Below are 23,486 nucleotides of genomic sequence, written 5' to 3' on the forward strand. Positions count from 1 at the left end.
CCGATGACCCTTGCAACGCCAACAGATGCGCCCGCCCACGTTAATCCGCATGTGGCGGTGGCGATGCGGGGCATCTTGCTGTGTGTCGGGGTGATCCTTTGCCAGGGCCGTGATCGGATCACCCGGGTCGGTGGCCGTCTATCGGATAGCTCCCTGAGACTGTTGTCGGTCATGCCGGTGCAGCGCAGAGGCGGGGTGCCCACATGATGGACCCGTCCCCGATCCTGACCGCGCCGGTCATCCTTAAGGTGCATCTGGTGGCCGCCGTTGCGGGCATCTTGCTGGGGCCGCTCGCGATCTACCGGACCCGTCGCGATGTCATTCACCGTATCGTGGGCCGCACATGGGTCTGCGCGATGGCCGTTTTGGCGTTGACCGGGCTGCTGATCCCGGCCTCCGTTCTGCCTATCGCGGGACCGTTCGGGCCGATCCACCTCTTCTCTCTCTGGACGCTCCTGACGCTTTGGCGGGGTGTGACGGCCATTCGGCGCGGCGACGTGGTGGCCCATAGTGCGGAGATGCGGTCGCTTTACCTGCAAGGCATCTGCATTGCGGGCCTTCTGACGATCCTGCCGGGGCGGACGCTGAACGCGGTTTTCTTCGCGGACGCACCATGGCTTGGCGCGGGGATCGCGTTGGGGATCGGGATGCTCGCCGCGACGCGTATCTTGCTGCAAACGAAGGGATTTCGCCAAAGGTAGGGGATTCCTGTCTGCGAAATGGGCGAATCATCTGATAGTGTCGCCATTAGAGAGAATTGCCCCTTCTTGTCTGCGGAGACTTTTTTGATGTTTAGCAAGTATTTGACCACCTCATCCCTTCTCGCGGCCATGGCGTTCACGCCGATGTTTGCCGCCCCCTCGCACGCCCAGGATGCCCGCGACGTGATCGGCGGCCTGCTTCTGGGCGGTGCGATCGTCGCCGGTATTGCGGCCGGTAGCCAGACCACGACGACGACGATCATACAGCCCAACGATCCCCGTCACCCGCAATACGATCCGAACTATGGCGCGCGCCCCGCGCCGCCGCCGCAAACCGGACCCGCGCCGTCCACCCCGCCGCGCCAGGTGGTGACGCGTCCCGCCATCCCCGCGACCGAAGCGGGCCGCCAGGTGCAGACCGCGCTGAACTACTTCGGTTTCAATGCTGGGTTCGTCGATGGCCAGGTCGGCCCCGCCACCCGCGCCGCCGTGGAACGGTACCAGGCCGCGCTTGGCTTCCCGGTCAATGGCAATTCCTTCCCCGAGCCCCAGGCCCAGTACCTGATCGGTGCCTACCTCTGGGCGCAGAACGGTGGCGCTGGCCAGACCGGCCTGAACGGTGCGCCGCTTCTGGTGGCCTATCGCGGCGTGCTGGACGGCACGACGCCGCCCACGCAAGGCTATGCCGGTCAACCCGGCGGCGGCAGCAACACCACCGTTATCGTGAATCCCGCCACGACCACCGTCGTGCCCGGCAATGGCGCCCCGGTTCAGACCGTTGCAGCACCCGCCGCCGGTGGCACGGTTCCGAACCTCTTCGCCGGTGCCTCCGCCTCGCCGGTCCTGTCGCAGCGCTGCGATGCGGTCGCGCTTCAGGGTCAGGCCAATGGCGGCATGATGACGCTTGGCAACCTGTCCAACCCCGGCTTTGCCCTGTCCGAGCAGTTCTGCACGGCCCGCGCCAGCGCCGTGAACCAGGGCCATGACCTGACGGAGGCGATCACCTCGCTCTCCTATGCCGAGATCCAGACCCAGTGCGATGGTTTCTCCACCGCCGTGGCGACGCAGACCGCGCTGATCGGGGCGGTGACGCCGGATCAGGCTTTGGCCTCGGCCCAGGGCTTCGCCTATTCGACCGGAATTCCCCAGGCCGAGCTGGCCGGCACCGCCCGCGTCTGCCTTGGTGTCGGCTACGGCGATGACAACATGGACATGGCGATGGGCGCGGCCCTGATCCTCGTCGCCGCCGGGGAGCCCGCTTACGGGGAGCTTCTGGGCCACCACCTGCGCGAAGGCTTCGGCGTCGCGCAGGACGATTACCGCGCCCATGCGTGGTACGAGTTGAGCCTGGCCGCCGTCACCAACGGGGCGCCCGCCGTCTTCTCGCCCTCCGATGCCGGGCGTCTGCCGCTGATCCAGCAGGCCGTGGCCATGACCCTGGGCGGTCAGCCCGTGCCGGTGCCCGCCGCCGCGAATGTGATCCCGGTCTTCCCGCAGGTCGCGCCCGTGCAACAGCGCATCCAGACGCCGCGCCCGGCGCCCGTCTCCGCGTCCGGCGAGGTGGAGATCATGTCCGAGCCCGAGATCGTCGTGGCCCCGACCGCGATCCTGCCGACCTTCGAGGTGACGCAGTAAGCCACCCGGCCAGATCGGCCTGAGACTTTACGCGGCGGGTCCTCCGGGGCCCGCCGTTTTCGTTTGTCGCACCGGCACGCATTTTTTGCGCCCGCCCCCTGTCTTCCCCCTTCACAACGCTGATTTCAACGGCTAGAGACCGCCCCACTACCTGATCACGGCGCTCGTGGCGGAATTGGTAGACGCGCAGCGTTGAGGTCGCTGTGGGGTAACACCCGTGCGAGTTCGAGTCTCGCCGAGCGCACCACTTCTTGTTTGGCCTACCGCCCTTCGGGCTATTTGAGGCCGTGGTGCTGGTTCCAGGTTCGTCTTCTCACCCGTACCAACCTGCCCCTTTCGGCGGAAAGGTCAGGGAACCGATCGGAGCATTGGCAGGCGACAGCGATCTCAAAGAAACCGCGAGCGGTTTGGCATCCATGCCACGCTCAGGGTTCGTTTCCGCCGTCGTCCACCAGTTCGAACGCATCAGGCAAATTGTCCGGCCGCTCCGCCGCTTTCAGGACAGAGACGTGGACATGGGCGCCGTCGGGGATCGTGCGGGGTTCGCAGCGCGGCAGGATCCAGCCGCGCAGGTCGCGTCGGCGGGACAGGCGCGGTTTGCGGCGCGGCAGGTATTCCAACAAGTGCCAGGCCCAGTTCATGGACGGGTTGGGCGCGGCCAACGGGTCCGGTTTCGACCGCGCGCTTTCGGTGCCTTCTCCGAAGACGAGGTTTCGGACCAGCGCTTGATCGAAGTCCAGCCCCAGGGCCCGCGTTTCCCGGATCATCCAGTCCAGGGGGATTTTGGCGAGACCCGATTTCATTTCCTCCGATCCGCCGCCCACATCGGCGTGATAGCCGTTGAACCAGACCTCCTTGGCGTCCTGTGGCGGGGCCGGTTCCTCCGCCGGGCGCTGCTGGCGGAAGGTTTGGCCCGCGGGCCAGAGTTGCGGGACGAACATCGTGCGCCGCTCCACGATGGCAACCGCATGGCGCACGGCCTCGACCGACGGATTGTCTTCCGTGAAGGCATGTTTGCGCAGACGCGGAATTCCCGCGCGCCCGCTTTCGATCACGGACGACACCGTGTCGAACAGCCCGAGGCAGCGGATCGGCGGTTGGTCGGGCTGGATGATCCGGCAATGCAGCCCCAACTCCGCGAAACTGTCGGCGTCGCCGTCCGGATCGACCCGCTTGTAGGCGCGATAGACGTAATCAAGCAGGTTCAGGTTGCGCCGCTCCAGCAGCCCGAAGGCGTGCAGGAAACCCGCAAGCACCCGCGCGGAATAGGCGCCGCGTGAAAACCCGAAGATGAAAATCTGGTCGTGAGTGCCATCGTCATAGGTTTCGTAATTGTCGACGATGAAGCGATAGGCTTCCTTCACATTGGCATCGAGGCCCCAGCCGGTGATCATCCCCCAGATCTCCCGCCCCTTGCGGATGAATTGCGACCAGGCCTGCTCTGCGCCGAATGTGCCGACGCCGGGGTCGTAGTAAACAAGCTGCGTGTCAGATTTCACCAATGTTCCGTAAAGGCGCAGGATGTTGGTCCGGTCAGCCTTGATCTCGTTCGACGTTCCGTCAAGCAGGAGGACGATTTTCTTCGGCACGGGCGCGATCCCTCAAATACGGATCGGGTGCGCGCCGGAAAAAACGGCGGGCGCGGCACCCTGTGACCGTCACGATACGGAATTTCGGGCAGCCGTGCGACGAATTTCCGGCGCGCGTCTGCTTTGCCCGCCCCTTCACCGCAAACGGCTATGGCATGCGGGTGCGATTGGAGTCATTGGTGGGGCGATCCGCCCCGAACGCCGCAGGAAAGACGCCCCATGAGTGATGAAATCAACGCCCGCCACGCCGAGAAGATGAAGAAGATCAAGGCCGCGCGCGACAAGCTGATGCAGACCAAGACCGAGGAAAAGGGCCTTATCATCGTCCATACCGGGCCGGGAAAGGGCAAGTCGTCCTCCGGCTTCGGGATGATCATGCGCTGCATCGCCCACGGGATGCCATGCGCCGTGGTGCAGTTCATCAAGGGCAATTGGGAGACCGGGGAGAAGACGTTCCTGCGCGAGAGATTTGCCGAAGAATGCCGGTTTTTCGTGTCGGGCGAGGGCTTCACTTGGGAGACCCAGGATCGGGAACGCGATATCGCGGCAGCGCAGAACGGCTGGAAGATCGCGAAGGAGCAGATCCTCGACCCCGAGATCCGGTTCGTCCTGCTTGATGAGATCAACATCGCGCTGCGCTACGATTACCTCGATATCGACGAGGTCGTTGATTTCCTTCTGACGCAAAAGCCGGACATGACCCATGTGGTCCTGACGGGCCGAAACGCGAAGCCGGAATTGATCGAAGCCGCGGATCTGGTGACGGAGATGGCGCTGGTCAAGCATCCGTTCCGCGACGGGATCAAGGCGCAATTGGGTGTGGAGTTTTGACCCATGGCGGTCCGGACCTGATCGTCTGGGATTTCGACGGGGTGCTGAACCGCAACCTCGTCGACGGGCGCTTTGTCTGGGCCGACGATCTGGAGGCTGACCTGGGCCTCAGCCGGAGCAGTCTGGACGCCTACATTTTCCGTTCTGGCCGCATCCGCACCGTGATCGTGGGTGAGGAACGGCTTGTCGATGTCGCCGCGGAATGGCTCGCCACACAGGACACCGACATATCCGCCGACGCTTTCCTATCCTATTGGTTCGCGAAAGATGCCCACCCGGATGCGGAGGTCGTGCGGTATCTAAGGTCTCACCCCGCCCGTCACGTCATCGGGACCAACAATCCGGCCTGCCGCGCCCGATTTATCGAAGCCGACATGGGCTTCGCGTCGCTGGTCGAACACGTTTTCGCGTCGGGCCGTATGGGCGTGGCCAAACCCGATGCCGCCTATTTCAAGTCGATCACCGATTGGTCAGGTGTCCCCGCCGCGCGCACGCTTCTTGTCGATGACAGCGCCCTCAATTGCGAGGCCGCCCGCGCCCTCGGGTGGCAGGCATTTCATTTCACCGACGCGACCCGGCACCTCCTGCCTCAGGTGCTGACGTGAGCTGCGCGCTGATGATCCAGGGCACCGGCTCCAACGTGGGCAAGTCGATGCTCGTGGCGGGGCTCTGCCGCGCGGCGGTGAAGCGTGGGCTGTCCGTGGCGCCTTTCAAGCCCCAGAACATGTCCAACAATGCCGCCGTGACCGAGGATGGCGGAGAGATCGGGCGCGCGCAGGCGTTGCAGGCCCGCGCCTGCGGGCTGCGCCCCCACACGGATATGAACCCGGTCCTGCTGAAGCCCGAAACCGATATGGGCGCGCAGGTCGTCGTCCACGGCAAGCGCCTGACCACCGCCAAGGCGCGGGAATACGCCATGTTAAAGCCCACTCTGATGGGCGCGGTGGTGGAAAGTTTCGACCGCCTGCGCGCGGCCCATGACTTGGTGATCGTGGAAGGCGCGGGCAGCCCGGCGGAGGTCAATCTGCGCCAGGGCGACATCGCCAATATGGGCTTTGCGGAGGCGACCGGCGTGCCGGTAATCCTTTGCGGTGACGTCGACCGGGGCGGCGTGATTGCGCAAATCGTGGGCACGCAGGCGGTGCTGCCCAAGGCGGATGCGGACCGGATCGCGGGGTTCCTGATCAACAAGTTCCGGGGTGATCCGACGCTGTTTGATGACGGCTATCGGATGATCGAGGATCACACGGGCTGGCGCGGATACGGCGTGGCGCCCTGGTTCGCCGATGCATGGAAGCTGCCTGCGGAGGATGCCGCAGATCTCGGCTCCGGGTCGCGGGGGGACGGGTTCCACATCGCCTGCCTGCGGCTCAGCCGGATCGCGAATTTCGATGATCTCGACCCACTGGCGCAGGAACCAGGCGTGCGATTGTCGATGGTGGGGGCGGGGCAGGTGATCCCTGCAGATGCAGACCTCGTTATTATCCCCGGCTCCAAATCCACAAGGGGCGATCTGGCGTTCCTGCGGGCGCAGGGCTGGGATGTCGATCTGGTGGCCCATGTCAGACGCGGCGGGCATGTGCTGGGCATTTGCGGCGGGTATCAGATGCTGGGCCGCGTGGTGGCCGACCCCGACGGGATCGAGGGGCCGGAGGGGGAGGCGGAGGGGCTAGGCCTTCTGGATGTGCGCACCGTTATGGGCGGGGACAAGCACCTGACGGAGGTGCAGGGCACCCATCTGCCAAGTGGTGCGCCGCTTGCGGGATATGAGATCCATATCGGGCAGACGGACGGCCCGGACCGCGCGCGCCCCTTCGCGATGGTCGACAATCAGCCCGAAGGCGCAACCTCCGCTGATGGGCGGATCACCGGCAGTTACCTCCACGGGATGTTCACCGATGACGGGTTTCGCAAGGCGTGGCTGGAGCAATTCGGCATCGCGGCCTCGGGCGCATCCTATGACGCGGGGGTGGACGACACGCTCGACGCGCTTGCCACCCATCTCGAGACGCATTTGGACGTGGACGGGCTATTGGCCACCGCGCGCTAGGGCCTTTGTCGCTTGACAAGGTCCGCCCGCTCAGCACACTCCCCCGAACGCTGGTGCCTGCCCGATTGCAGGTGAAAAGGGAATGCATCAACCGGAGAGACCCGGCCAAATGCAGCCGCCCCCGCGACCGTGACCGGAGAGGTTCCTCAATCGCCACTGGCCATCGCGCCGGGAAGGCCGGGGGACCGGGTGGAGCGCCAAGCCCCACACATCCGCAAGCCGGGAGACCTGCCCGCGTGACGTGAATGAAACCGGACGGGGTGTTCCGGTGACGGGACCCAAGTGTGCTTGCCCCGCCCTGCCGCCCCTGCCGAACCGGAACTGGATGTGCCGCGTGGATGCCGCGTTGAAACCTGTCGAATTGCTGGTCTGCACCAAGTGCAACCGCGCCGATGCCGTGGGTGATGTGTCGCTCAGCCATGGCACGCAACTCTACGAAGCGCTGGCCGCCGACCCGCCGGATGGTGTGAAAGTCACGCCCATCGACTGCCTGTCCAATTGCAAGCGCAGCTGTTCCATCGTTTTGCGCGGCGAAGGGCGGTGGACCTATGTCTACGGCAACCTCCACGAGGGCGATCACCCCGACATCATCCGCGACGGTGCCCAGAAATACGCCGCAACGCACGATGGCCTCGTGACATGGCGCGAGCGTCCCGAACATTTCCGCAAAAACTGCATGGCCCGCATTCCGCCAATGGAGATCCCAGAATGACCAACCTCGAAAAGCTGCCCGTCACCGTGATTACCGGCTTCCTCGGCTCCGGCAAGACGACGCTGATCAGCCACCTGATGCAGAACCCCGGCGGCAAGAGGCTGGCCGTGGTGGTCAACGAATTCGGCGATGTGGGCGTGGACGGGGAGATCCTGAAAGGCTGCGCCATCCCCGATTGCCCGGCGGAGAATATCATGGAACTGGCGAATGGCTGCATCTGCTGCACCGTGGCCGACGATTTCATCCCGACGATCGAGGCGTTGATGGCGCTGGAGCCGCGTCCCGATCACATCTTGATCGAGACGTCGGGCCTGGCGCTTCCCAAACCGCTGCTCAAGGCATTCGACTGGCCCGATATCCGCTCCAAGATCACCGTGGACGGTGTGATTGCGCTCGCCGATGCGGAGGCCGTGGCGGCAGGGCGGTTCGCGCCTGACGTGGCGCGCGTCGATGCGCAACGGCTGGCCGATGAGAGCATCGATCACGAGACGCCCCTGTCGGAAGTGTTCGAGGATCAGATCAGCTGCGCCGACATCATTCTGCTGACCAAACCCGACCTTGCGGGCGCCGAGGGTGTGGCGAAGGCGAAAGAGATTATCGCGGCAGAGGCCCCGCGCCCGCTGCCCGTGGTCGAAGTGGCAGAGGGCGTCGTCGATGTGCGCGTGATCCTTGGGCTGGAAGCGGCGGCGGAGGACGATATGGACGCCCGCCCGTCCCACCACGATGGCCATGACGACCACGAACACGACGATTTCGAGAGCATCGTCGTCAACATCCCCGAACTGGACGATCCCGCAGATCTGGTCGCCCGGATCGAGCGGTTGGCCAATGAACGCAACATCCTGCGGGTGAAGGGCTATGCCTCCGTCACCGGAAAGCCGATGCGCCTGTTGGTGCAGGCGGTGGGCGCGCGGGTGCGGCACCAATACGACCAGCCTTGGGGCGACCGCCCACGCCAGGGACGACTGGTGGTGATCGCGGAACATGACGACGTGGACGCGGCGGCGATCCGTGCCGTGCTTGCACCGGAACTTGCCGCGGCGGAGTGACCAGTGGCAGGGCGGGCGTTCATGGCCGATACGGTCGCGTTGGTGAGCTTCTTCACCGTGACCGGTATCCTCAATGAACGGTTCATCGTTGGAATGGATTGGGGGGAGGTTGCGACCTCTCGCCTGATCGGCGCGCCGTTGATGGTACTCACCGCAAGGCCCTACGGCGTGTGGCGGGATCTCGTACTGGGGCGCTTTTCAAACGGGACACCATTGTCAGACACGATCTGGGACACGCTTGCTCTTCTGTCATTCCAGGTGCCGATTTACGTTGCGATCATATTCGCGGGTGGGGCGTGGGGGGCGGAGTTGCTGGCAGGCGCAGCCGGGGCGGCGGTGATTATGCTGGTGCTTGGACGCCCATATGGATTGTGGTTGGGTCAGGTCAGGGTGTGGTTTGGCCTGCCACGATCAGGCGGAATGACACCAATGTCACCGAGGGCCTGATCCATGCACGTCATCTTCCGCGAAAGTCACGGTCTAGACGATACTGAAACGCCGCAGGATCTGGCGCAGACGCCGGCCGATCTTGTGGTGTTGTCGCTGTCGGATTCCGACCTCGGGGCTTTTGCGGCGGGGTGGCACAGGGCGAACGGCGCGCTGCCGTCCTTGCGGTTGGCCAATATCGTGGGCCTCAAACATCCGCTGTCGGTCGATACCTATGTGGAACAGACGCTTCAGGGCGCTAAGGGCATCCTGATCCGCCTGATCGGCGGTGTGCCCTATTGGCCCTATGGCTTGCAGCAGATCGAGGCTCTGGCACGCGCGAAGGGGATCGCGCTGGCCGTGCTGCCCGCCGATGGACGCGAAGATCAGCGGCTCGACGAGATGTCCACACTTCCAGTCTCGACCCTTCGCCGGTTGCAACATCTGTGCGATGCGGGCGGGGCGGTCGCGGCGCAGGCGGCGCTGCAGCAGATGGCGCTCGCCTCGGGCCTCTATGCCGGGCCGGTTGCGGGGGCCAAGGGCCTGCCGCAGGTGGGCGGCTGGACGCCGGAGGACGGGGTATGCTGCCCGGTTCTGGCCGGATCGGGGGAGAAACCACTGATCCTCGTGACCTTCTATCGCTCGTTTCTCGTCGCCGCCGACCTCGCCCCGATTTCCGCCCTGTTCGATGCACTCCGCGCACAGGGGTTCGAGGTAATGGGCCTCTTCGCGCCGTCCCTGAAAGCACCCGGTGCGGCGGAATGGATGACACGGCAGGTCGCGCATCTGGCGCCTGCTTCCATCGTCAACGCCACCTCCTTCTCCGGCAAGGGCAGCGCGGGGGTTTCGCCTTTGGATGCAGGTGACGTGCCGGTGTTCCAGGTGGCTTTGGCCACCTCCACACGCGAGGCTTGGGCAGAGGCGGAGCGGGGCCTGTCGCCCGCCGATCTGGCCATGCATGTGGTCCTGCCGGAGGTCGACGGGCGCATTTTCGCGGGGGTCGCGTCGTTCAAGGAGCCGCAGCCGCGCGACGACGATCTGCAATTCGCGCGCTTCGTGCATAGGGCGGAACGGGACCGGGTGGCGGCCGTCGCCCGCCGGGTCGCCGCGTGGCACAGGCTGGGGACCTCCGCGCCCAAGGAAAAACGGCTGGCCTTGGTTCTATCGACCTATCCGGGGCAGGACTGGAACCTTGCCCACGCGGTGGGTCTGGATGCCATCGCCTCGGCGGATGCGATCTTGAGCGATCTGGCGGAGACCGGGCATGACGCAACGGGTACGGTTACAGGGGAAGATTTGCAGGGCGCGCGGCTGGTCTGGCCGATGGCGGCATACAAATCCGCGCTCAGCCGCTTGCCGCGAGAGATGAAGGACGCGCTTGCCGCCGCGTGGGGCAAGGCGGAGGACGACGCGGACGCGACGGAGGAGGGGATTGCCCTGCCGATCCTGAAGCGCGGATCGACCTGGGTCGCGCTCCAGCCCGAACGGGGCAGTCCCCAACTGCGGGACGACGAGTATCACGATCTGGCCCGCGTCCCGCGCCACGGCTACGTCGCCTTCTACCTCTGGATGCAGGAAAACGCCGACGCCCTGATCCATATCGGCGCGCACGGAACGCTGGAATGGCTGCCGGGCAAAGCGGTGGCCCTGTCGGGAACGTGCTGGCCTGACGTACTGACCGGCGATCTGCCTGTCATTTACCCCTTCATCGTGAACGACCCCGGCGAGGCCGCGCAGGCCAAGCGGCGGATCGGGGCGGTGACGCTTGGCCATGTCCCGCCGCCGATGAAAGCGTCTCACACGCCGCTGCGATTGGTGCGTCTGGAGGCGCTGCTGGACGAGTTTTCCAACGCCGATGGCCTTGACCCCAAACGCCGCGACCGATTGCAGGACGACATTCGGGCGGAGGCGCAGAGCCTTGGGGTGGAGCAGGATCTGGGCCTCGACACTGCCGCATGTTCGGCTGAGGCGATCACCCGCATCGACCGGTTTGTCTGCGACGTGAAGGACAGCCAGTTCGGCGACGGCCTGCATATCTGGGGACGGCCCGAGATCGGGCAGGACGCCTTTGACAGCGTGCCGTCGGCCACCTCCGAACGGCAGGCGCTGCTGGACGCCCTGAATGGCAAGCGTATCGCCGCTGGCCCCTCCGGCTCCCCCTATCGCGGGCGGATGGACGTGTTGCCGACGGGGCGGAACCTTTTCACCACCGACCCGCGCAGCGTGCCGTCGCGGGCCGCTTTCGCGCAAGGTCAAGTATTGGCCGCCGAATTGGTGCGCCGTCATTTGCAGGATGAGGGCGATTATCCCAAGGGCCTGATCGTCGACCTCTGGGGATCGGCCACGATGCGCACGGCGGGCGAAGAATTCGCCATGGCTTTGGCCCTTCTGGGGGTGCGGCCGGTTTGGGACGAAGGCTCCGAACGGGTGTCGGGAACCGAAGTACTGCCGATTGCCGAGCTGGATCACCCGCGCATCGACGTGACCCTGCGGGTTTCGGGCCTGTTCCGGGATGTCTTCCCGACGCTGTCGGCCCTGTTTGGCCAAGCGATCCGCGCGCTGGCGGCAAGGGATGAGGCGCCCGATTGGAACCCCTATGTGGGCCGCGACGACCTGGCCCGCGTCTATGGCCCCGCGCCGGGCAGCTTCGGGCTCGGCATGGGGGCGATGTTGGGCGACTATTCCGACGCCGCGCGCCATGCGGCCGGCGAGGCGTGGCTGAATGCCAGCGCCTGGGCCGTTGACGGGGAGGCGATCACGAAGGACGAGGCCGGCATCCGCGCCCGCGTCGCCGGGGCGGACAGCTTCGTCCACCTTCAGGACCTGCCGGAAACCGATCTGCTTCTGGCATCGGACTACGCGACGCACGAGGCCGGGTTCGCCGCCGCGCAAAAGGTCGTGGGGGGGCGGGCCACGCTCTATCACCTCGACAATACCGACCCCATCAAGCCGCAGGCGCGTGGATTGAGGGAGGAGATCGCCCGCGTCGTGCAGGCCCGCGCCGCCAATCCCGACTGGATCGCCGGGATGCGCCGCCACGGGTTTCGCGGCGGGGCGGAGATTGCGGCGACGCTCGAACACATGGCGGCCTTCGCGCATCTCGCCGGTGTCGTGGCCCCGCATCTGTTCGACGCCTACCACGCGGCGACCTTGGGCGACGCGGACGTGACGGCCTTTCTTGCGGCGGAGAACCCGCAGGCGCTTGACGCGATGCGCGCACGGTTCGCGGCGCTCTATGAGGCGGGCCTCTGGAACACCCGGCGAAATTCCGTGCTGGCGGATTTGCAGGTCGCGGAATGAGCGCGCCCCGCATCAAGGGGTGGTGTCCGGGTGCGTACCGCCCGATGGAATCGGGCGACGGGTTGGTGGTCCGCGTGCGGCCCTTCGCGGGGGAAATGCGTGCCGATCAGGTGCTGGGTCTGTGTGATCTGGCGGAGCGCTATGGCTCCGGCATGATCGACGTGACGCGCCGGGCGAATGTGCAGGTGCGCGGCGTGGCGGAGGCCGACCACCGGGCGCTGCTGGACGGTCTTGCGGGCCTTGACCTGCTGGACGACGATCCGGCGATGGAGATGCGCCGCAACATCCTCGTCACGCCGTTTCGCGCGCCGGGTGATCTGTCTTGCCGGCTTGTCGAGGCATTGACGGAGGCCCTGCCTCGCCTGCCGGAACTGCCCGCGAAGGTGGGATACGGCGTCGATACTGGTGCGGCGCGGGTTCTGGCAGACGATGCGGCGGATATCCGGTTTGAGCGCGGCGCGGAGGGCGGTCTGATCCTGCGCCTCGACGGTAAGGACCGGGGATGGGCCATTGCGGAGGACCGGGCGTCGGAGGCGTTGATCGAGGTCGTCCGTTGGTTCGCGGATCGCATCACGCCGGATGCGCGGCGCATGGCGCGGGTCGTGGCATTGCATACGCCGCCTGCGGACTGGACGGCGACGGAGCCCGCCCCGAAAGCCGCGCCTGCGCAGCCCGGAATGGGCGATCACGGAACGCTGCTTGGCGTCCCGCTCGGGCGATGTCACGCCGTGGATTTGCGGGGGCTGATGGAGGGGAGCGGCGCGACAGGCCTGCGCGTCACGCCGTGGCGGATGCTGCTGCTTGTCACCCGAACAATGCCCGACCATCCCGCTTTCCTCAGCCGCGCCGACGATCCTCTTCTCCGCGTCGATGCCTGCCCCGGCGCGCCCTATTGCCCGTCGGCCAGCGTGGAAACCCGCGCCTTGGCCCGCGCACTTGCGCCGGATGCGCCCGGCACGCTCCACATTTCGGGCTGTTCGAAGGGCTGCGCGCGGCCCGCGCCCGCCGACGTCGCGCTTGTGGGGCGAAACGGCGCGTTCGACCTTGTTCGCAAGGGATGCGCGTGGGATGAACCGCTGATCCGGGGTCTCGCCCCGACTGAGACGAAAGCGCGGCTCCGAACGATATGACCTATACCTACGAGACCGATGGCGCGGCCATCTACAAGCAGAGCTTCGCCACGATAAGGGCAGAGGCCGACTTGGCCCGATTCGACGCCGATGAGGAACAAGTGGCCGTGCGCATGATCCATGCCGCCGGCATGGTCGGGCTGGAGCGGCATGTCCACTTCTCCCCCGGTTTCGTGCCCGCCGCGCGCGGTGCGCTGGAGGCCGGCGCGCCGATCCTGTGCGATGCCCATATGGTCAGCGAGGGCGTGACGCGGTTCCGCCTGCCCGCGCAAAACGAGGTGATCTGCACCTTGCGCGCCGACGGCGTGCCGGAGATGGCGAAGAAGATGGGCACGACGCGGTCCGCGGCGGCGCTGGAATTGTGGCGCCCGCATCTGGATGGCGCGCTGGTGGCCATCGGCAATGCACCCACGGCGCTATTTCATCTGCTCAACATGCTGGAAGATCCGAATTGCCCGCGCCCCGCCGCGATCATCGGCTGCCCCGTGGGGTTCGTCGGGGCCGTGGAATCGAAAGACGCGCTCTGGGCCGACCAACCCGTGCCAAGCGTCATCGTGCAGGGCCGTCTGGGCGGCAGCGCGATCACGGTCGCTGCAATCAACGCCATCGCGAGCCGCGCGGAATGAGCGTCGGCACCGTCTACGGCGTCGGCCTCGGCCCCGGCGATCCGGAGCTGATGAGCGTGAAGGCCGACCGGCTGGTGCGCGGCGCAAGGCACGTCGCCTTCTTTCGCAAGGCCGGGCGCTATGGTCAGGCACGGCGATTGGTGGACGGGATGTTGCACGCGGAGGCGGCGGAAGTGGCGATGGAATATCCCGTCACCACGGAAATCCCGCTCAGCGACCCGCGTTACAACGAAATCCTGTCGGGCTTCTACGAAGACAGCACGGCGCGGGTGTTGGAATGCGCGCGGGCGGGGGAGGACGTGGTAGTGCTCTGCGAGGGCGATCCGTTCTTCTATGGCTCCTTCATGCATCTATACACGCGGCTCAAGGACGTGGTGCCGGTGGAGGTTGTGCCGGGGATCACCGGCATGTCGGCGGCGTGGACGGCCACGGGCGCGCCGATCACTTGGGGCGATGACGTCCTGAGCGTGCTGACCGGCACCCATACCGAAGAAGAGCTGACGCGGCAGATGGGCTGCGCCGACGCGCTGGTGGTGATGAAACTGGGCCGGACGCTGGACAAGGTGCGCCGGGCGCTGAAGGCGGCGGGCAAGTACAAGCAGGCGTGGCTGATCGAGAATGCCGCCATGCCGGAGCAATCGGTGATGCGCTTGGCCGAAGCCGAGGGCCGGGTCGCGCCCTACTTCTCCATCGTCGTGGTCCACGGGCAGGGACGCCGACCATGAGCGGGCGGGTCGTCATCGCGGGTCTGGGGCCGGGGGCGGAGGCGCTTGTCACGCCCGAGGTCACAGCGGCGCTAGCCGAGGCCACGGATATCGTAGGCTACATTCCCTACGTCGCGCGGGTCCCGGACCGGGCGGGGCTGATCAAACATGCCTCCGACAACCGCGTGGAGCTGGACCGCGCGCAGGACGCTTTGCGCATGGCGTCGGATGGCAAGCGCGTCGTCGTCGTCTCCTCCGGCGATCCGGGGGTCTTCGCGATGGCGTCCGCCGTCTTCGAAGCGGTGGAGGGCGGGCTGCGCGAGTGGCGGGATTTGCAGATCGACGTGTTGCCGGGGATCACGGCGATGCTGGCCGCCTCTGCCCGGGTCGGCGCGCCCCTGGGTCACGATTTCTGCGCCATCAACCTCAGCGACAATCTCAAGCCCTGGGTTCTTATAGAAAAACGTCTGCGACTGGCGGCGGAGGCGGATTTCGCCATGGGTTTCTACAATCCCCGCTCCAAGGCGCGGCCCGAAGGCTTCGCGCGGGTGTTGGAGGTCTTGCGGGAGGCGTGCGGCGATGACCGGCCGATGATTTTCGCGCGCGCGGTCTCCACCCCCGACGAGGCGATCCGGGTGGTGCCGCTGACGCAAGCCACGCCCGAGATGGCCGATATGCGCACCATGGTCCTGATCGGGTCGTCGCGCACCCGGATCATCGACCGCGACGGCGCGCCGTTCGTTTACACGCCGCGCTCGGTGCCGGGATGAGAGAGCCAGTCCATCACCTCGGCCACGTCGAAGGCCTCTCGCCGGTCGGGAAGGGCGGGTCGGTCGATCATGACGACCGGAAGGCCAAGCGCGCGGGCGGCGGCGATCTTGGCGTAAGCGCCGGTCCCGCCGGAATTCTTGGACACGACCAGGTCGATCTCGTGCGCCTCCATCAATTCGCGGTCACTGTCTTCGCGGAACGGTCCACGATCCACGATGACGTCGTGGCGGGGGAAGGGCGGCGGCGTTTTCGGCGGATCGACAAGGCGCAGAAGGTAGTGATGCTGCGGATTGGGTGCGAAATCATCCAGATGCATCCGGCCCACGGCAAGCAAGACATTGCAGGCGGGGCGGTCGAGCGCCGCCACGGCAGCGGCGATATCCGGCACATGGCGCCAGTTGTCCCCGTCTTGCGCCGCCCACGGCGCGCGGGTCAACGCGATCAGGGGCGTGTCGGTCAGCAGCGCGGCCTCCACCGCATTCCGGCTCATCTGGCTGGCGAAAGGGTGGGTGGCGTCGATCAGATGCGTGATCTTCTTGGCTTTCAGGTAGTCCGCAAGGCCCTGCACCCCGCCGAAGCCGCCGACCCGCTGGGGCAGGGGCTGCCGCACCGGGCGGTCCACGCGGCCCGCGAAGGATACCGTGCCGGTCAGGCCCGTGTCGGCGAGAGCACGGCAAAGCGCCGTCGCCTCGGTCGTGCCGCCCAGGATCAGGAGGTTCGGTGTGATGGCTGACGCTCCGTGGGTGACGATCATCGGGTTGGGCGAAGATGGACTGGATGGCCTGCCGCCCGCAAGCCGGGAGGCGCTGACGCAGGCGGAGGTCGTGATGGGCCCGCCCCGGCACCTGGTGTTGGTGGGTGAAGTCACGGCGGAGGTGATCGAATGGCCGGTGCCGTTTGCCGACGGGATCGCGACATTGATTGGATTGCGCGGGCGACAGGTTGCGGTCCTGGCCTCCGGCGATCCGTTCTGGTTCGGCGCGGGCCGCGCGATTGCCCGCGCGCTGGAGCCGGGGGAGTGGCGGGCCTTGCCCGGCGCGTCGACGTTTTCGCTGGTGGCGAGCTATCTGGGTTGGCCATTGGAAGACACGATCTGCCTTGGGCTACACGCGGCCCCGCTGTCCCGCTTGCGTCGATACCTCGCCCCCGGCGCGCGCGCGATTGTTTTGCTGCGGGACGGGGCGGCCGCGGCGGCGCTGGCGGATTATCTCAACGAGGTGGGGTTCGGCGACAGCACCCTGCATGTCTGCGCGGCGATGGGCGGGCCGCGAGAGGACGTGACGCGCGTTTCGGTGGCGCAGGCGCGAAGTGGCGCGTTCGATCATCCGGTTTGCGTGGCGCTGGATTGCGCGGGCAACGGACCGGCCTTGCCGCGCGCGTCAGGGCTGCCCGATGATCTGTTCGAGAGTGACGGCGTGATGACCAAACGCGCGGTCCGGGCGCTGACCCTGTCGGCGCTGGCCCCGAGCCCGGGGGAGCATCTGTGGGACCTCGGCGCTGGATCGGGGACTGTCGCGGTGGAATGGAATCTGGCGCATCCGACCTGTCGCGCGACCTGTGTGGAAGTGCGGGCGGACCGCGTGGCCTTGATCCGGGCGAATGCGGCGGCGTTCGGGCTCGATCTGGCGGTGGTTGAGGAGGACTTGGCCGATGCGCTGGATGGGCTCGACCGCCCGGACGCGGTCTTTGTCGGCGGCGGATTGGATAGGGCGTTGCTGGATGACCTGAAGGCGCGGCTTGCTGCGGGCACACGGCTTGTGGCCAATGCGGTCACGTTGGAGAGTGAGGCCCTTCTGGCCGAAGCACAGGCGGAATTGGGCGGGGATCTGGTACGGATCGAGATGGCCAACATGATCCCCATGGGATCGAAACGCGGATGGAAGGCGTCGTATCCGGTGGTGCAATGGAGTGTGGTCCTATGATCGTGGCGGGGTTCGGGTTCAACGGGCAGGCGCGGTTGGACAGCCTGCTGGAGGTGATGGCACTGGCCGGTCCGACGCCCGAACGTGTGGCCACGCTGGAGCCCAAGGCGGAGAGCGCGGTGTTTACGACCTTCGCCGCGGCGATCGGACGACCATCGGTTGCGATCCCGGCTGCCGAAGCTCAGGCGCAAGTGACGCTGACCCAATCCGACGCCGCGCGCTCGGCCCATGGCACGGGATCAGTGGCGGAGGCCTGCGCGCTGGCCGCGGCGGGGCCGGGGGCACGGCTGCTGGGTCCACGCGTGATCTCCGGTGACAGAACCGCCACCTGCGCCTTGGCGGAGGGTGGGACGAGATGAGCGTGCATTTCATCGGGGCGGGGCCGGGTGCGCCGGACCTGTTGACCTTGCGGGGCCGCGACCTGATCGCGTCCTGCCCCGTGTGCCTTTATGCCGGGTCGCTGGTGCCCGAGGCGATCCTGTCCCATTGCCCGGAGGGGGCGGAGATCGTGAACACCGCGCCGCTCGATCTGGACGCGATCATCGACCGGATGGCAGCGGCCCACGCGGGCGGCAAGGACGTGGCGCGGCTGCATTCCGGCGATTTGTCGGTCTGGTCCGCCATGGGGGAGCAGATCCGCCGCCTGCGCGCATTGGGTATCCCCTACACCGTCACCCCCGGTGTGCCGTCCTTCGCCGCCGCCGCCGCGACCCTCGGAGCGGAACTGACTCTGCCCGGCGTGGCGCAGTCGGTTGTGCTGACCCGGACGCCGGGGCGCGCGTCGTCGATGCCGGAACGCGAGACGCTGGCCAATTTCGCTGCCACCGGCGCGACGCTGGCCATCCACCTGTCGATCCAGAACGTGGAGGCCGTCGTGGCGGACCTGCGCCCGGCCTATGGCGGGGATTGTCCGGTCTGCATCGTCTACCGCGCGTCGTGGCCCGACGAGCGGATCTTTCGCGCGACGCTCGACACATTGGCCGAGGCGTTGCCGCCGGAGATTGCGCGGACGGCCCTGATCCTTGTGGGACCGGCCTTGGCGGCGGAGGGCTTCGCGGAAAGCTGCCTTTATTCAACGGATTACGACCGACGCTACCGGCCCCAGACGGCAGAAAGCCCGTGGTCGGAATGGAGGCATGGCGATGATTGAGACCCGTGGGCTGATGATCTCCGCGCCCGCATCGGGGACGGGAAAGACGACGGTGATGCTGGGGCTGCTCCGCGCGCTGTCGGACGAAGGCCTGCGCGTGCAGCCGTTCAAATCGGGGCCGGATTACATCGACCCGGCCTTCCATTTCGCCGCCGCGCGCCGGGCATCCTACAATTTCGACACATGGGCGATGGGGGCGGACATGCTGTCGGGGATCGCGCACAAGGCCGAGGGCGCGGATATCTGCGTGGCCGAAGGTTCCATGGGGCTGTTCGACGGGGTGGCGACGCTGGGACAGGTGGGCTTCGGCAGTTCGGCCGAAACCGCGAAGAAGATGGGTTGGCCGGTGATCCTCGTGATCGACGTGGGCGGGCAGGCGCAATCGGCGGCGGCCACCGCGATGGGGTTCCGCGACTATGACCCGGAGGTGCCGTTTGCGGGCGTGATCTTGAACCGTGTCGCCAGCCCGCGCCACGAACGCCTGACCCGCCTTGGCATGGACCGGGCAGGCATACGCGTTCTGGGGGCTTTGCCCCGGCGTGGTGACCTGACCCTGCCTGAGCGTCATCTGGGCCTGATCCAGGCGGTGGAACATCCCGATTTGGAAGCCGCCGTGGCGGGCTATGCCGCGTTCCTGCGCGATCATGTGGATCTGGATGTGATCCGCGCGGCGGCGGCGGGCGGCGTGATGGAGGGGGCGAAAGGTTTACCCAAGCCACCGGCGCAACGGATCGCGCTGGCCCGGGACGCCGCGTTTTCCTTCACCTATCCGCATCTGCTGGACGGCTGGCGCGCGGCGGGGGCGGAGATCGTGCCGTTTTCTCCCCTGGCCGATGAAGCCCCCGATGCGGCGGCGGACCTGGTGTGGCTGCCGGGCGGCTACCCTGAACTGCACGCGGGGCGCTTGGCCGCTGCTGAGACCTTCCGCAAGGGTCTGCGCAAACACGCACAGACCCGGCCCGTCCATGGCGAATGCGGCGGGTACATGGCGCTGGGGGAGGCGTTGATCGACAAGGAGGGGACGCGGCACGCGATGGCGGGGCTACTGGGCCTTGTGACGAGCTACGAGAAACGGAAATTTCACCTCGGGTATCGTCGGGCCATCTTGCAGGACGCGATGCCGGGCCATGGGGCGGGCGCGGCCCTGCGTGGGCATGAGTTTCACTATTCCACGATCCTCGATGAACCCGACGCGCCCCTGGCGCAGGTCTTTGACGCGGACGGCAATTCGGTGCCCGAGACAGGATCGCGCAAGGGCAATGTCACCGGCACGTTCTTTCACCTGATAACGGCGGAGGCACCATGAGCGGGTTTGTCAGTTTCGTCGGCTCCGGCCCGGGCGATCCGGAGCTTCTGACGCTGAAGGCGGTGGATCGCCTGAAGCGCGCCGATGCGGTTCTGTTCGACGACCTGTCCTCCGGTCCCATCCTGTCCCATGCGCGCAGCGGGGCGGACTTGGTCGGCGTCGGCAAAAGGGCCGGGCGTCCCTCTCCCCAACAGCGCCATGTCAGCCGGTTGCTGGTGGATTACGCGCGCCAGGGTGGCCGCGTGGTGCGCCTGAAATCCGGCGATAGCGGATTGTTCGGACGGCTGGAGGAGGAATTGGTGGCGTTGCGGGAGGCGGGCATCCCCTACGAGATCATTCCCGGCGTTCCAAGCGCCATCGCGGCGGCGGCGGCGGCGGGCATCCCGCTCACCCGGCGGCTGACCGCGCGGCGGGTGCAATTTGTGACCGGACACGATGCCTCGGGTGAATTGCCAAGCGACATTTCGCTGGACGCACTGGCCGATCCCACGGCGTCCACCGTCGTCTTCATGGGCAAGCGCACGTTCCCGAAACTGGCCGCCGCGTTGATGGAGCGGGGCCTTCCGGGCGACACGCCCGCGCTGCTCGCCGAGGGGGTCAGCACGCCGGAACAGGCGCTGCTCCGCACCGATGTGGCGGGGCTTGTCGAACGGCTGGGGGCAGAGATCGGCTCCGCCCCGGCGTTGATCCTTTACGGCCCCTTGGCGGAGTCCGATGGATGAAAGATCTGTGGCTGATCGGGATCGGCACGGGCAGCCCCGGCCACGTGACATTGGAAGCGCAGGCGGCGCTGCGCGACGCGGCCCTCATCCTTTTGCCGCGCAAGGGGTCGGGGAAAGACGACCTTGCGGAGGTCCGGCACCGGATCATTGCGGCGGCTGGATCGACGGCCCGGATCGTGGACTTCGACTATCCCGTGCGCGACCCGGCCCTGCCTTACGTGGAGCGCGTGGAGAAATGGCATGACGAGATCGCCACGCGGTGGAGCGCGGCAATTGACGGTGACGGCCCGGTCGCGCTTCTGGTCTGGGGCGATCCATCGCTCTACGACAGCACGCTGCGCATCGCCGCGCGCCTGTCGCCCAGGCCGCGGATCAAGGTCTTTCCCGGCATCACGGCGTTGCAGGCCCTGACCGCGGCCCACGCGATCCCGTTCAATACCTTGGCGGGTGCGGTTACGGTCACGACCGGGCGGCGCTTGCGGGACCAAGGCTGGCCCGAAGGGGCGGAGAGCGTGGTGGTGATGCTCGACGGGGAATGCAGTTTCCAGACCCTGCGTCGGGACGATCTGCTGATTTGGTGGGGCGCGTTTCTGGGGATGGAGGAGCAGGTGCTTGACCACGGCCCGTTGGCCGAGGCGGGACCACGCATCATCGAGACGCGGCAGGCGGCGCGGGAGGCGCATGGCTGGATCATGGATACTTATCTGTTGCGCCCCGAGGGCCTGACATGAGCGCGGCGATCCTTCGGCTGTGTTCCACTTGCGCGCCGGACGCGGCGGCGGAAACGCGGCGCTCCCTTGCAACCGCGTTGCGGGTGGAGGGGCTGGATGCGGCGGTCGTGGCGCAGGCCTGCATGAATGCCTGTTCGGAACCCGTCAGCTTGTCGATACAGGGGCCGGGCCGGGCGACGTATTTCTTCAGCGGCGTAGACCCGTTGGCGGATCGTCAGGACATCGTCGCCACGGTGCGCGCCTATCTGCACAGCCCCGACGGCTGGATCGAGGATGCGCGGCCCTGCGGGCGGTTGCGCCATTGCCTGAAGGGGCGGGTGCCCGCGCTCAATCCGGGATCGTGACGCTGGCCGACAGGGCGGCGTCGCCCACGGCAAGGGTTCGGTGATCGTTCGCGTTCAGCGTCACCTCCACCACGTCACCCGATGCCAGATCGCCCAGATGCACCCAAGGCCCGTAGAACCGTCCGAGCTTGACGCCATTGACGTAAACGTGGGCGTGGCCTTCGCCGGGGACATGGCCAAGGCTCACGTTTTCCGGGGAAAAGGTGAAATTGTCTGTTGTGATCCGCAGGTTCCACCCGCCGCCTGGATCGGCGACCAATTCCACGGCCAGTGTGGGTGCGTCCGCGGCGTCGTCCAGGACCAGAAGCGTGTCGTGGTCGTGCCCCGACACATCCCCATCAGGCAGGACAGAGGTGCAGACATCCTCGGGGTTGATGCCTTCGGGCAGGGACATGCCGTGGGACACGTGTCCGCCCGCGTGGTGGGCGGGGTCGGAATGATCGTGGCCTTCCAGCGCGATGCCGTTGGCCGCCGCAATCGTGAAGCCGATGCCGCCACCAAAGACCAAGCCGATGACCAAGAGAGGTAATCCGGTTTTCATCTGTATCGCCCCTGAAAGCAAAGGCCGGGCGCGTAAAGCGCCCGGCAGAAGGCGTTCGGGTCAGGCCGATTGCGCCTGCGCGCTGTCTTCGGCCAACCGGGTCCAGAAATACCCCGCAAGACCGCCCAAGATCATCCAGGCCGCCATGCCGACGCCGAAAGCGCGCGCCGCGAACAGGGCCCCGATCTCCGTCGGGACAGGGCCGGTGAAGATCTCAGGCTCCGGCGCGCCGATGACGTGCGGTGCAAGAAGCAGGGCAATGGCCAAGCCATGGAAGAGCCAGCTTTTCCCGAAGGCCAGAAGCCACAGGGCAATCCCGGTTGCGCCCACGGTAGCGAACCACCAGATCTGCCGGGCGCCGACATCGGCAGCGGCCACACCGGGAACTTCCGGCGCGAGCGAGAAGCCGGGCGCGAAGTGGAAGGCGACAAATCCCGCAATTCCCCAGATCAGGCCGGTGCGCGCCGTGATCGATGCGCCCTGTGCCTCGGCCACCGACATCAATGCGACCATGATCAGTGCGTATCCGGTATAGATCAGCATGGAGAAGATGACGCTGAGAATATCGCGGACAGGATCGAAACCGCCCAGGTCCTGAACCGCCGATACGGTCGAGGATGCGCCGAAATGGACCAGCTCTCCGCTTTCATACAATTCGGCATGAAGCAGAACGGGCTGCACGAAATACAGCTGCAACAGGGCGGCAATCAGCCCTGCGGCGGCCCCAGCGAACAACGCGCTGGTCAATAATCTTGTGAACATTGGCTTAGTGGCAGGGGAAGCCGGTGGCGTGACGCACGTCATGGGCGGCGTCATGCAAGGTGGCGGCCTGAACATGGCCGGTCACGACCATCAAGGTCAGGCCCATCAATGCCACGGCAAAGGCGGCCCCGATCCGAACACCGGTCTTGGGGGCTGAATGTGTCGTCGTCGTCATATCACGTCGCTCCGTTTTTTGCCGTCACACCCGACGGCGATTGCACATACATCTGGCAGGTCTCCTGGCTTGCGGGTCGTCTCTCAGGCTTGCCTTCCCAGATCGCTCCAGTGGCGTCGTCAGCCTTGATCACCGCTTACAGTTGCGGGGGCAGCCACAGAATTGGAGCGTCTCGTCTGCTCCGCACTGCATTCCCTGTCTCCTCCGGGGTGCGCGTGTCACCCAAGAACCAAATGTAAGGTATCCATGACAGAGGGACGCGCGGGGTGTCAATGGAATGCGACGGATGCCGCCGTGCATTCAACGGTT

General features: G+C 66.6%; 25 protein-coding genes, 1 tRNA gene and 2 riboswitches. Of the genes, 21 read left to right on the forward strand and 5 right to left on the reverse strand.

Features of this window, described 5'->3' with window-relative positions; all coding sequences use genetic code 11:
* Positions 1-203 precede the first annotated feature (203 nt).
* The 3 genes from KUW62_RS03450 to KUW62_RS03460 all read left to right on the forward strand — a co-directional run bounded on the left by KUW62_RS03450 (position 204) and on the right by KUW62_RS03460 (position 2,583).
* Entirely contained in the window at positions 204-701 is a 498-nt protein-coding gene (locus tag KUW62_RS03450) for a DUF2306 domain-containing protein (RefSeq protein WP_224814122.1), read from the forward strand.
* Between the two features lie 87 nt (positions 702-788).
* Positions 789-2,336 carry a peptidoglycan-binding protein gene (locus tag KUW62_RS03455; protein ID WP_224814123.1) on the forward strand — a complete coding sequence of 516 codons (1,548 nt, stop codon included), beginning with the start codon at positions 789-791 and terminating at the stop codon, positions 2,334-2,336.
* A gap of 160 nt (positions 2,337-2,496) precedes the next feature.
* Positions 2,497-2,583: transfer RNA gene (locus KUW62_RS03460), tRNA-Leu, on the forward strand.
* 178 nt (positions 2,584-2,761) lie between these two features.
* Here KUW62_RS03460 and KUW62_RS03465 read toward each other — a convergent pair.
* Positions 2,762-3,925: a DUF2235 domain-containing protein gene (locus tag KUW62_RS03465; protein WP_224814124.1), complete on the reverse strand. Its 1,164-nt coding sequence runs from the start codon at positions 3,923-3,925 to the stop codon at positions 2,762-2,764.
* A gap of 219 nt (positions 3,926-4,144) precedes the next feature.
* Here KUW62_RS03465 and cobO point away from each other — a divergent pair, with 219 nt between their 5' ends.
* The 11 genes from cobO to cobJ all read left to right on the forward strand — a co-directional run bounded on the left by cobO (position 4,145) and on the right by cobJ (position 15,523).
* Positions 4,145-4,756: a cob(I)yrinic acid a,c-diamide adenosyltransferase gene (cobO, locus tag KUW62_RS03470; protein ID WP_224814125.1), complete on the forward strand. Its 612-nt coding sequence runs from the start codon at positions 4,145-4,147 to the stop codon at positions 4,754-4,756.
* Entirely contained in the window at positions 4,753-5,361 is a 609-nt protein-coding gene (locus tag KUW62_RS03475; RefSeq protein ID WP_224814126.1) for an HAD family hydrolase, read from the forward strand. The genes cobO and KUW62_RS03475 overlap by 4 nt, the downstream gene beginning before the upstream one ends.
* 11 nt (positions 5,362-5,372) lie before the next feature.
* The gene (locus KUW62_RS03480) at positions 5,373-6,806 is read left to right on the forward strand and encodes a cobyric acid synthase (RefSeq protein WP_255599306.1); all 1,434 of its coding nucleotides are present in this window, start codon (positions 5,373-5,375) and stop codon (positions 6,804-6,806) included.
* 34 nt (positions 6,807-6,840) lie between these two features.
* A riboswitch (cobalamin riboswitch) is annotated at positions 6,841-7,057 on the forward strand.
* Positions 7,058-7,074: 17 nt separating this feature from the next.
* Positions 7,075-7,518, forward strand: a complete 444-nt coding sequence (locus tag KUW62_RS03485; RefSeq protein WP_224814128.1) for a DUF1636 domain-containing protein — start codon at positions 7,075-7,077, stop codon at positions 7,516-7,518.
* Positions 7,515-8,567, forward strand: coding sequence for a cobalamin biosynthesis protein CobW (cobW, locus tag KUW62_RS03490; protein WP_224814129.1), 1,053 nt, complete (start codon positions 7,515-7,517; stop codon positions 8,565-8,567). Before KUW62_RS03485 ends, cobW begins: the two co-directional genes overlap by 4 nt.
* A 21-nt stretch (positions 8,568-8,588) precedes the next feature.
* Entirely contained in the window at positions 8,589-9,014 is a 426-nt protein-coding gene (gene alaE, locus KUW62_RS03495; protein WP_224814130.1) for an L-alanine exporter AlaE, read from the forward strand.
* Between the two features lie 3 nt (positions 9,015-9,017).
* Entirely contained in the window at positions 9,018-12,293 is a 3,276-nt protein-coding gene (gene cobN, locus KUW62_RS03500; RefSeq protein WP_224814131.1) for a cobaltochelatase subunit CobN, read from the forward strand.
* Positions 12,290-13,423 carry a precorrin-3B synthase gene (gene cobG / locus KUW62_RS03505; protein ID WP_224814132.1) on the forward strand — a complete coding sequence of 378 codons (1,134 nt, stop codon included), beginning with the start codon at positions 12,290-12,292 and terminating at the stop codon, positions 13,421-13,423. The genes cobN and cobG overlap by 4 nt, the downstream gene beginning before the upstream one ends.
* Positions 13,420-14,049 carry a precorrin-8X methylmutase gene (locus KUW62_RS03510; protein WP_224814133.1) on the forward strand — a complete coding sequence of 210 codons (630 nt, stop codon included), beginning with the start codon at positions 13,420-13,422 and terminating at the stop codon, positions 14,047-14,049. Before cobG ends, KUW62_RS03510 begins: the two co-directional genes overlap by 4 nt.
* The gene (locus tag KUW62_RS03515; RefSeq protein ID WP_224814134.1) at positions 14,046-14,774 is read left to right on the forward strand and encodes a precorrin-2 C(20)-methyltransferase; all 729 of its coding nucleotides are present in this window, start codon (positions 14,046-14,048) and stop codon (positions 14,772-14,774) included. The genes KUW62_RS03510 and KUW62_RS03515 overlap by 4 nt, the downstream gene beginning before the upstream one ends.
* Positions 14,771-15,523 carry a precorrin-3B C(17)-methyltransferase gene (gene cobJ / locus KUW62_RS03520; protein ID WP_224814135.1) on the forward strand — a complete coding sequence of 251 codons (753 nt, stop codon included), beginning with the start codon at positions 14,771-14,773 and terminating at the stop codon, positions 15,521-15,523. Before KUW62_RS03515 ends, cobJ begins: the two co-directional genes overlap by 4 nt.
* On the opposite strand, the gene KUW62_RS03525 is transcribed toward cobJ, so the two are convergent.
* A complete protein-coding gene (locus KUW62_RS03525; protein ID WP_224814136.1) occupies positions 15,496-16,278 on the reverse strand; it encodes a cobalt-precorrin-6A reductase in 783 nt (260 codons plus the stop codon). The genes cobJ and KUW62_RS03525 overlap by 28 nt on opposite strands.
* On the opposite strand from KUW62_RS03525, the gene cbiE reads away from it, so the two are divergent.
* The 7 genes from cbiE to KUW62_RS03560 are packed head-to-tail and all read left to right on the forward strand — an operon-like array spanning position 16,250 to position 21,699.
* The gene (cbiE, locus tag KUW62_RS03530) at positions 16,250-17,446 is read left to right on the forward strand and encodes a precorrin-6y C5,15-methyltransferase (decarboxylating) subunit CbiE (RefSeq protein WP_224814137.1); all 1,197 of its coding nucleotides are present in this window, start codon (positions 16,250-16,252) and stop codon (positions 17,444-17,446) included. The two genes, KUW62_RS03525 and cbiE, sit on opposite strands and share 29 nt — an antisense overlap.
* On the forward strand, positions 17,443-17,805 hold the full coding sequence (locus tag KUW62_RS03535) for a cobalamin biosynthesis protein (RefSeq protein WP_224814138.1): 363 nt from the start codon (positions 17,443-17,445) through the stop codon (positions 17,803-17,805). Before cbiE ends, KUW62_RS03535 begins: the two co-directional genes overlap by 4 nt.
* Positions 17,802-18,596 carry a precorrin-4 C(11)-methyltransferase gene (gene cobM, locus KUW62_RS03540; RefSeq protein ID WP_224814139.1) on the forward strand — a complete coding sequence of 265 codons (795 nt, stop codon included), beginning with the start codon at positions 17,802-17,804 and terminating at the stop codon, positions 18,594-18,596. The genes KUW62_RS03535 and cobM overlap by 4 nt, the downstream gene beginning before the upstream one ends.
* Complete coding sequence (locus KUW62_RS03545) at positions 18,589-19,902, forward strand: cobyrinate a,c-diamide synthase (RefSeq protein ID WP_224814140.1); 1,314 nt, start codon at positions 18,589-18,591, stop codon at positions 19,900-19,902. Before cobM ends, KUW62_RS03545 begins: the two co-directional genes overlap by 8 nt.
* Entirely contained in the window at positions 19,899-20,624 is a 726-nt protein-coding gene (cobA, locus tag KUW62_RS03550; RefSeq protein WP_224814141.1) for a uroporphyrinogen-III C-methyltransferase, read from the forward strand. Before KUW62_RS03545 ends, cobA begins: the two co-directional genes overlap by 4 nt.
* Positions 20,621-21,355, forward strand: a complete 735-nt coding sequence (cobF, locus tag KUW62_RS03555; protein WP_224814142.1) for a precorrin-6A synthase (deacetylating) — start codon at positions 20,621-20,623, stop codon at positions 21,353-21,355. The genes cobA and cobF overlap by 4 nt, the downstream gene beginning before the upstream one ends.
* The gene (locus KUW62_RS03560; RefSeq protein WP_224814143.1) at positions 21,352-21,699 is read left to right on the forward strand and encodes a DUF1636 family protein; all 348 of its coding nucleotides are present in this window, start codon (positions 21,352-21,354) and stop codon (positions 21,697-21,699) included. Before cobF ends, KUW62_RS03560 begins: the two co-directional genes overlap by 4 nt.
* Here the strand turns inward: KUW62_RS03560 and KUW62_RS03565 are convergent.
* Genes KUW62_RS03565 through KUW62_RS03575 form a run of 3 tightly spaced genes read right to left on the reverse strand, consistent with a single transcriptional unit; the run spans position 21,683 to position 23,177 of the window.
* Positions 21,683-22,240 (reverse strand): hypothetical protein, encoded by a 558-nt coding sequence (locus KUW62_RS03565; protein WP_224814144.1) that lies wholly within the window; start codon positions 22,238-22,240, stop codon positions 21,683-21,685. The two genes, KUW62_RS03560 and KUW62_RS03565, sit on opposite strands and share 17 nt — an antisense overlap.
* A gap of 60 nt (positions 22,241-22,300) precedes the next feature.
* Positions 22,301-23,002 carry a CbtA family protein gene (locus KUW62_RS03570; protein WP_224814145.1) on the reverse strand — a complete coding sequence of 234 codons (702 nt, stop codon included), beginning with the start codon at positions 23,000-23,002 and terminating at the stop codon, positions 22,301-22,303.
* A 4-nt stretch (positions 23,003-23,006) separates the two neighbouring features.
* A complete protein-coding gene (locus KUW62_RS03575; RefSeq protein WP_224814146.1) occupies positions 23,007-23,177 on the reverse strand; it encodes a CbtB domain-containing protein in 171 nt (56 codons plus the stop codon).
* Between the two features lie 36 nt (positions 23,178-23,213).
* Positions 23,214-23,426: riboswitch (cobalamin riboswitch) on the reverse strand.
* Between the last annotated feature and the right edge of the window lie 60 nt (positions 23,427-23,486).

The organism is Hasllibacter sp. MH4015 (assembly GCF_020177575.1).
In the GTDB taxonomy this organism is placed as follows: Bacteria; Pseudomonadota; Alphaproteobacteria; order Rhodobacterales; family Rhodobacteraceae; genus Gymnodinialimonas.

Coding starts and splice junctions, on each gene's coding strand:
- KUW62_RS03450 (WP_224814122.1), top strand. CDS start 204: ATGATGGACCCGTCCCCGATCCTGACCGCGCCGGTCATCCTTAAGGTG.
- KUW62_RS03455 (WP_224814123.1), top strand. CDS start 789: ATGTTTAGCAAGTATTTGACCACCTCATCCCTTCTCGCGGCCATGGCG.
- cobO (WP_224814125.1), top strand. CDS start 4,145: ATGAGTGATGAAATCAACGCCCGCCACGCCGAGAAGATGAAGAAGATC.
- KUW62_RS03480 (WP_255599306.1), top strand. CDS start 5,373: ATGATCCAGGGCACCGGCTCCAACGTGGGCAAGTCGATGCTCGTGGCG.
- cobW (WP_224814129.1), top strand. CDS start 7,515: ATGACCAACCTCGAAAAGCTGCCCGTCACCGTGATTACCGGCTTCCTC.
- alaE (WP_224814130.1), top strand. CDS start 8,589: ATGGCCGATACGGTCGCGTTGGTGAGCTTCTTCACCGTGACCGGTATC.
- cobN (WP_224814131.1), top strand. CDS start 9,018: ATGCACGTCATCTTCCGCGAAAGTCACGGTCTAGACGATACTGAAACG.
- cobG (WP_224814132.1), top strand. CDS start 12,290: ATGAGCGCGCCCCGCATCAAGGGGTGGTGTCCGGGTGCGTACCGCCCG.
- KUW62_RS03510 (WP_224814133.1), top strand. CDS start 13,420: ATGACCTATACCTACGAGACCGATGGCGCGGCCATCTACAAGCAGAGC.
- KUW62_RS03515 (WP_224814134.1), top strand. CDS start 14,046: ATGAGCGTCGGCACCGTCTACGGCGTCGGCCTCGGCCCCGGCGATCCG.
- cobJ (WP_224814135.1), top strand. CDS start 14,771: ATGAGCGGGCGGGTCGTCATCGCGGGTCTGGGGCCGGGGGCGGAGGCG.
- cbiE (WP_224814137.1), top strand. CDS start 16,250: ATGGCTGACGCTCCGTGGGTGACGATCATCGGGTTGGGCGAAGATGGA.
- KUW62_RS03525 (WP_224814136.1), bottom strand. CDS start 16,278: ATGATCGTCACCCACGGAGCGTCAGCCATCACACCGAACCTCCTGATC.
- KUW62_RS03535 (WP_224814138.1), top strand. CDS start 17,443: ATGATCGTGGCGGGGTTCGGGTTCAACGGGCAGGCGCGGTTGGACAGC.
- cobM (WP_224814139.1), top strand. CDS start 17,802: ATGAGCGTGCATTTCATCGGGGCGGGGCCGGGTGCGCCGGACCTGTTG.
- KUW62_RS03545 (WP_224814140.1), top strand. CDS start 18,589: ATGATTGAGACCCGTGGGCTGATGATCTCCGCGCCCGCATCGGGGACG.
- cobA (WP_224814141.1), top strand. CDS start 19,899: ATGAGCGGGTTTGTCAGTTTCGTCGGCTCCGGCCCGGGCGATCCGGAG.
- cobF (WP_224814142.1), top strand. CDS start 20,621: ATGAAAGATCTGTGGCTGATCGGGATCGGCACGGGCAGCCCCGGCCAC.
- KUW62_RS03560 (WP_224814143.1), top strand. CDS start 21,352: ATGAGCGCGGCGATCCTTCGGCTGTGTTCCACTTGCGCGCCGGACGCG.
- KUW62_RS03565 (WP_224814144.1), bottom strand. CDS start 22,240: ATGAAAACCGGATTACCTCTCTTGGTCATCGGCTTGGTCTTTGGTGGC.
- KUW62_RS03570 (WP_224814145.1), bottom strand. CDS start 23,002: ATGTTCACAAGATTATTGACCAGCGCGTTGTTCGCTGGGGCCGCCGCA.
- KUW62_RS03575 (WP_224814146.1), bottom strand. CDS start 23,177: ATGACGACGACGACACATTCAGCCCCCAAGACCGGTGTTCGGATCGGG.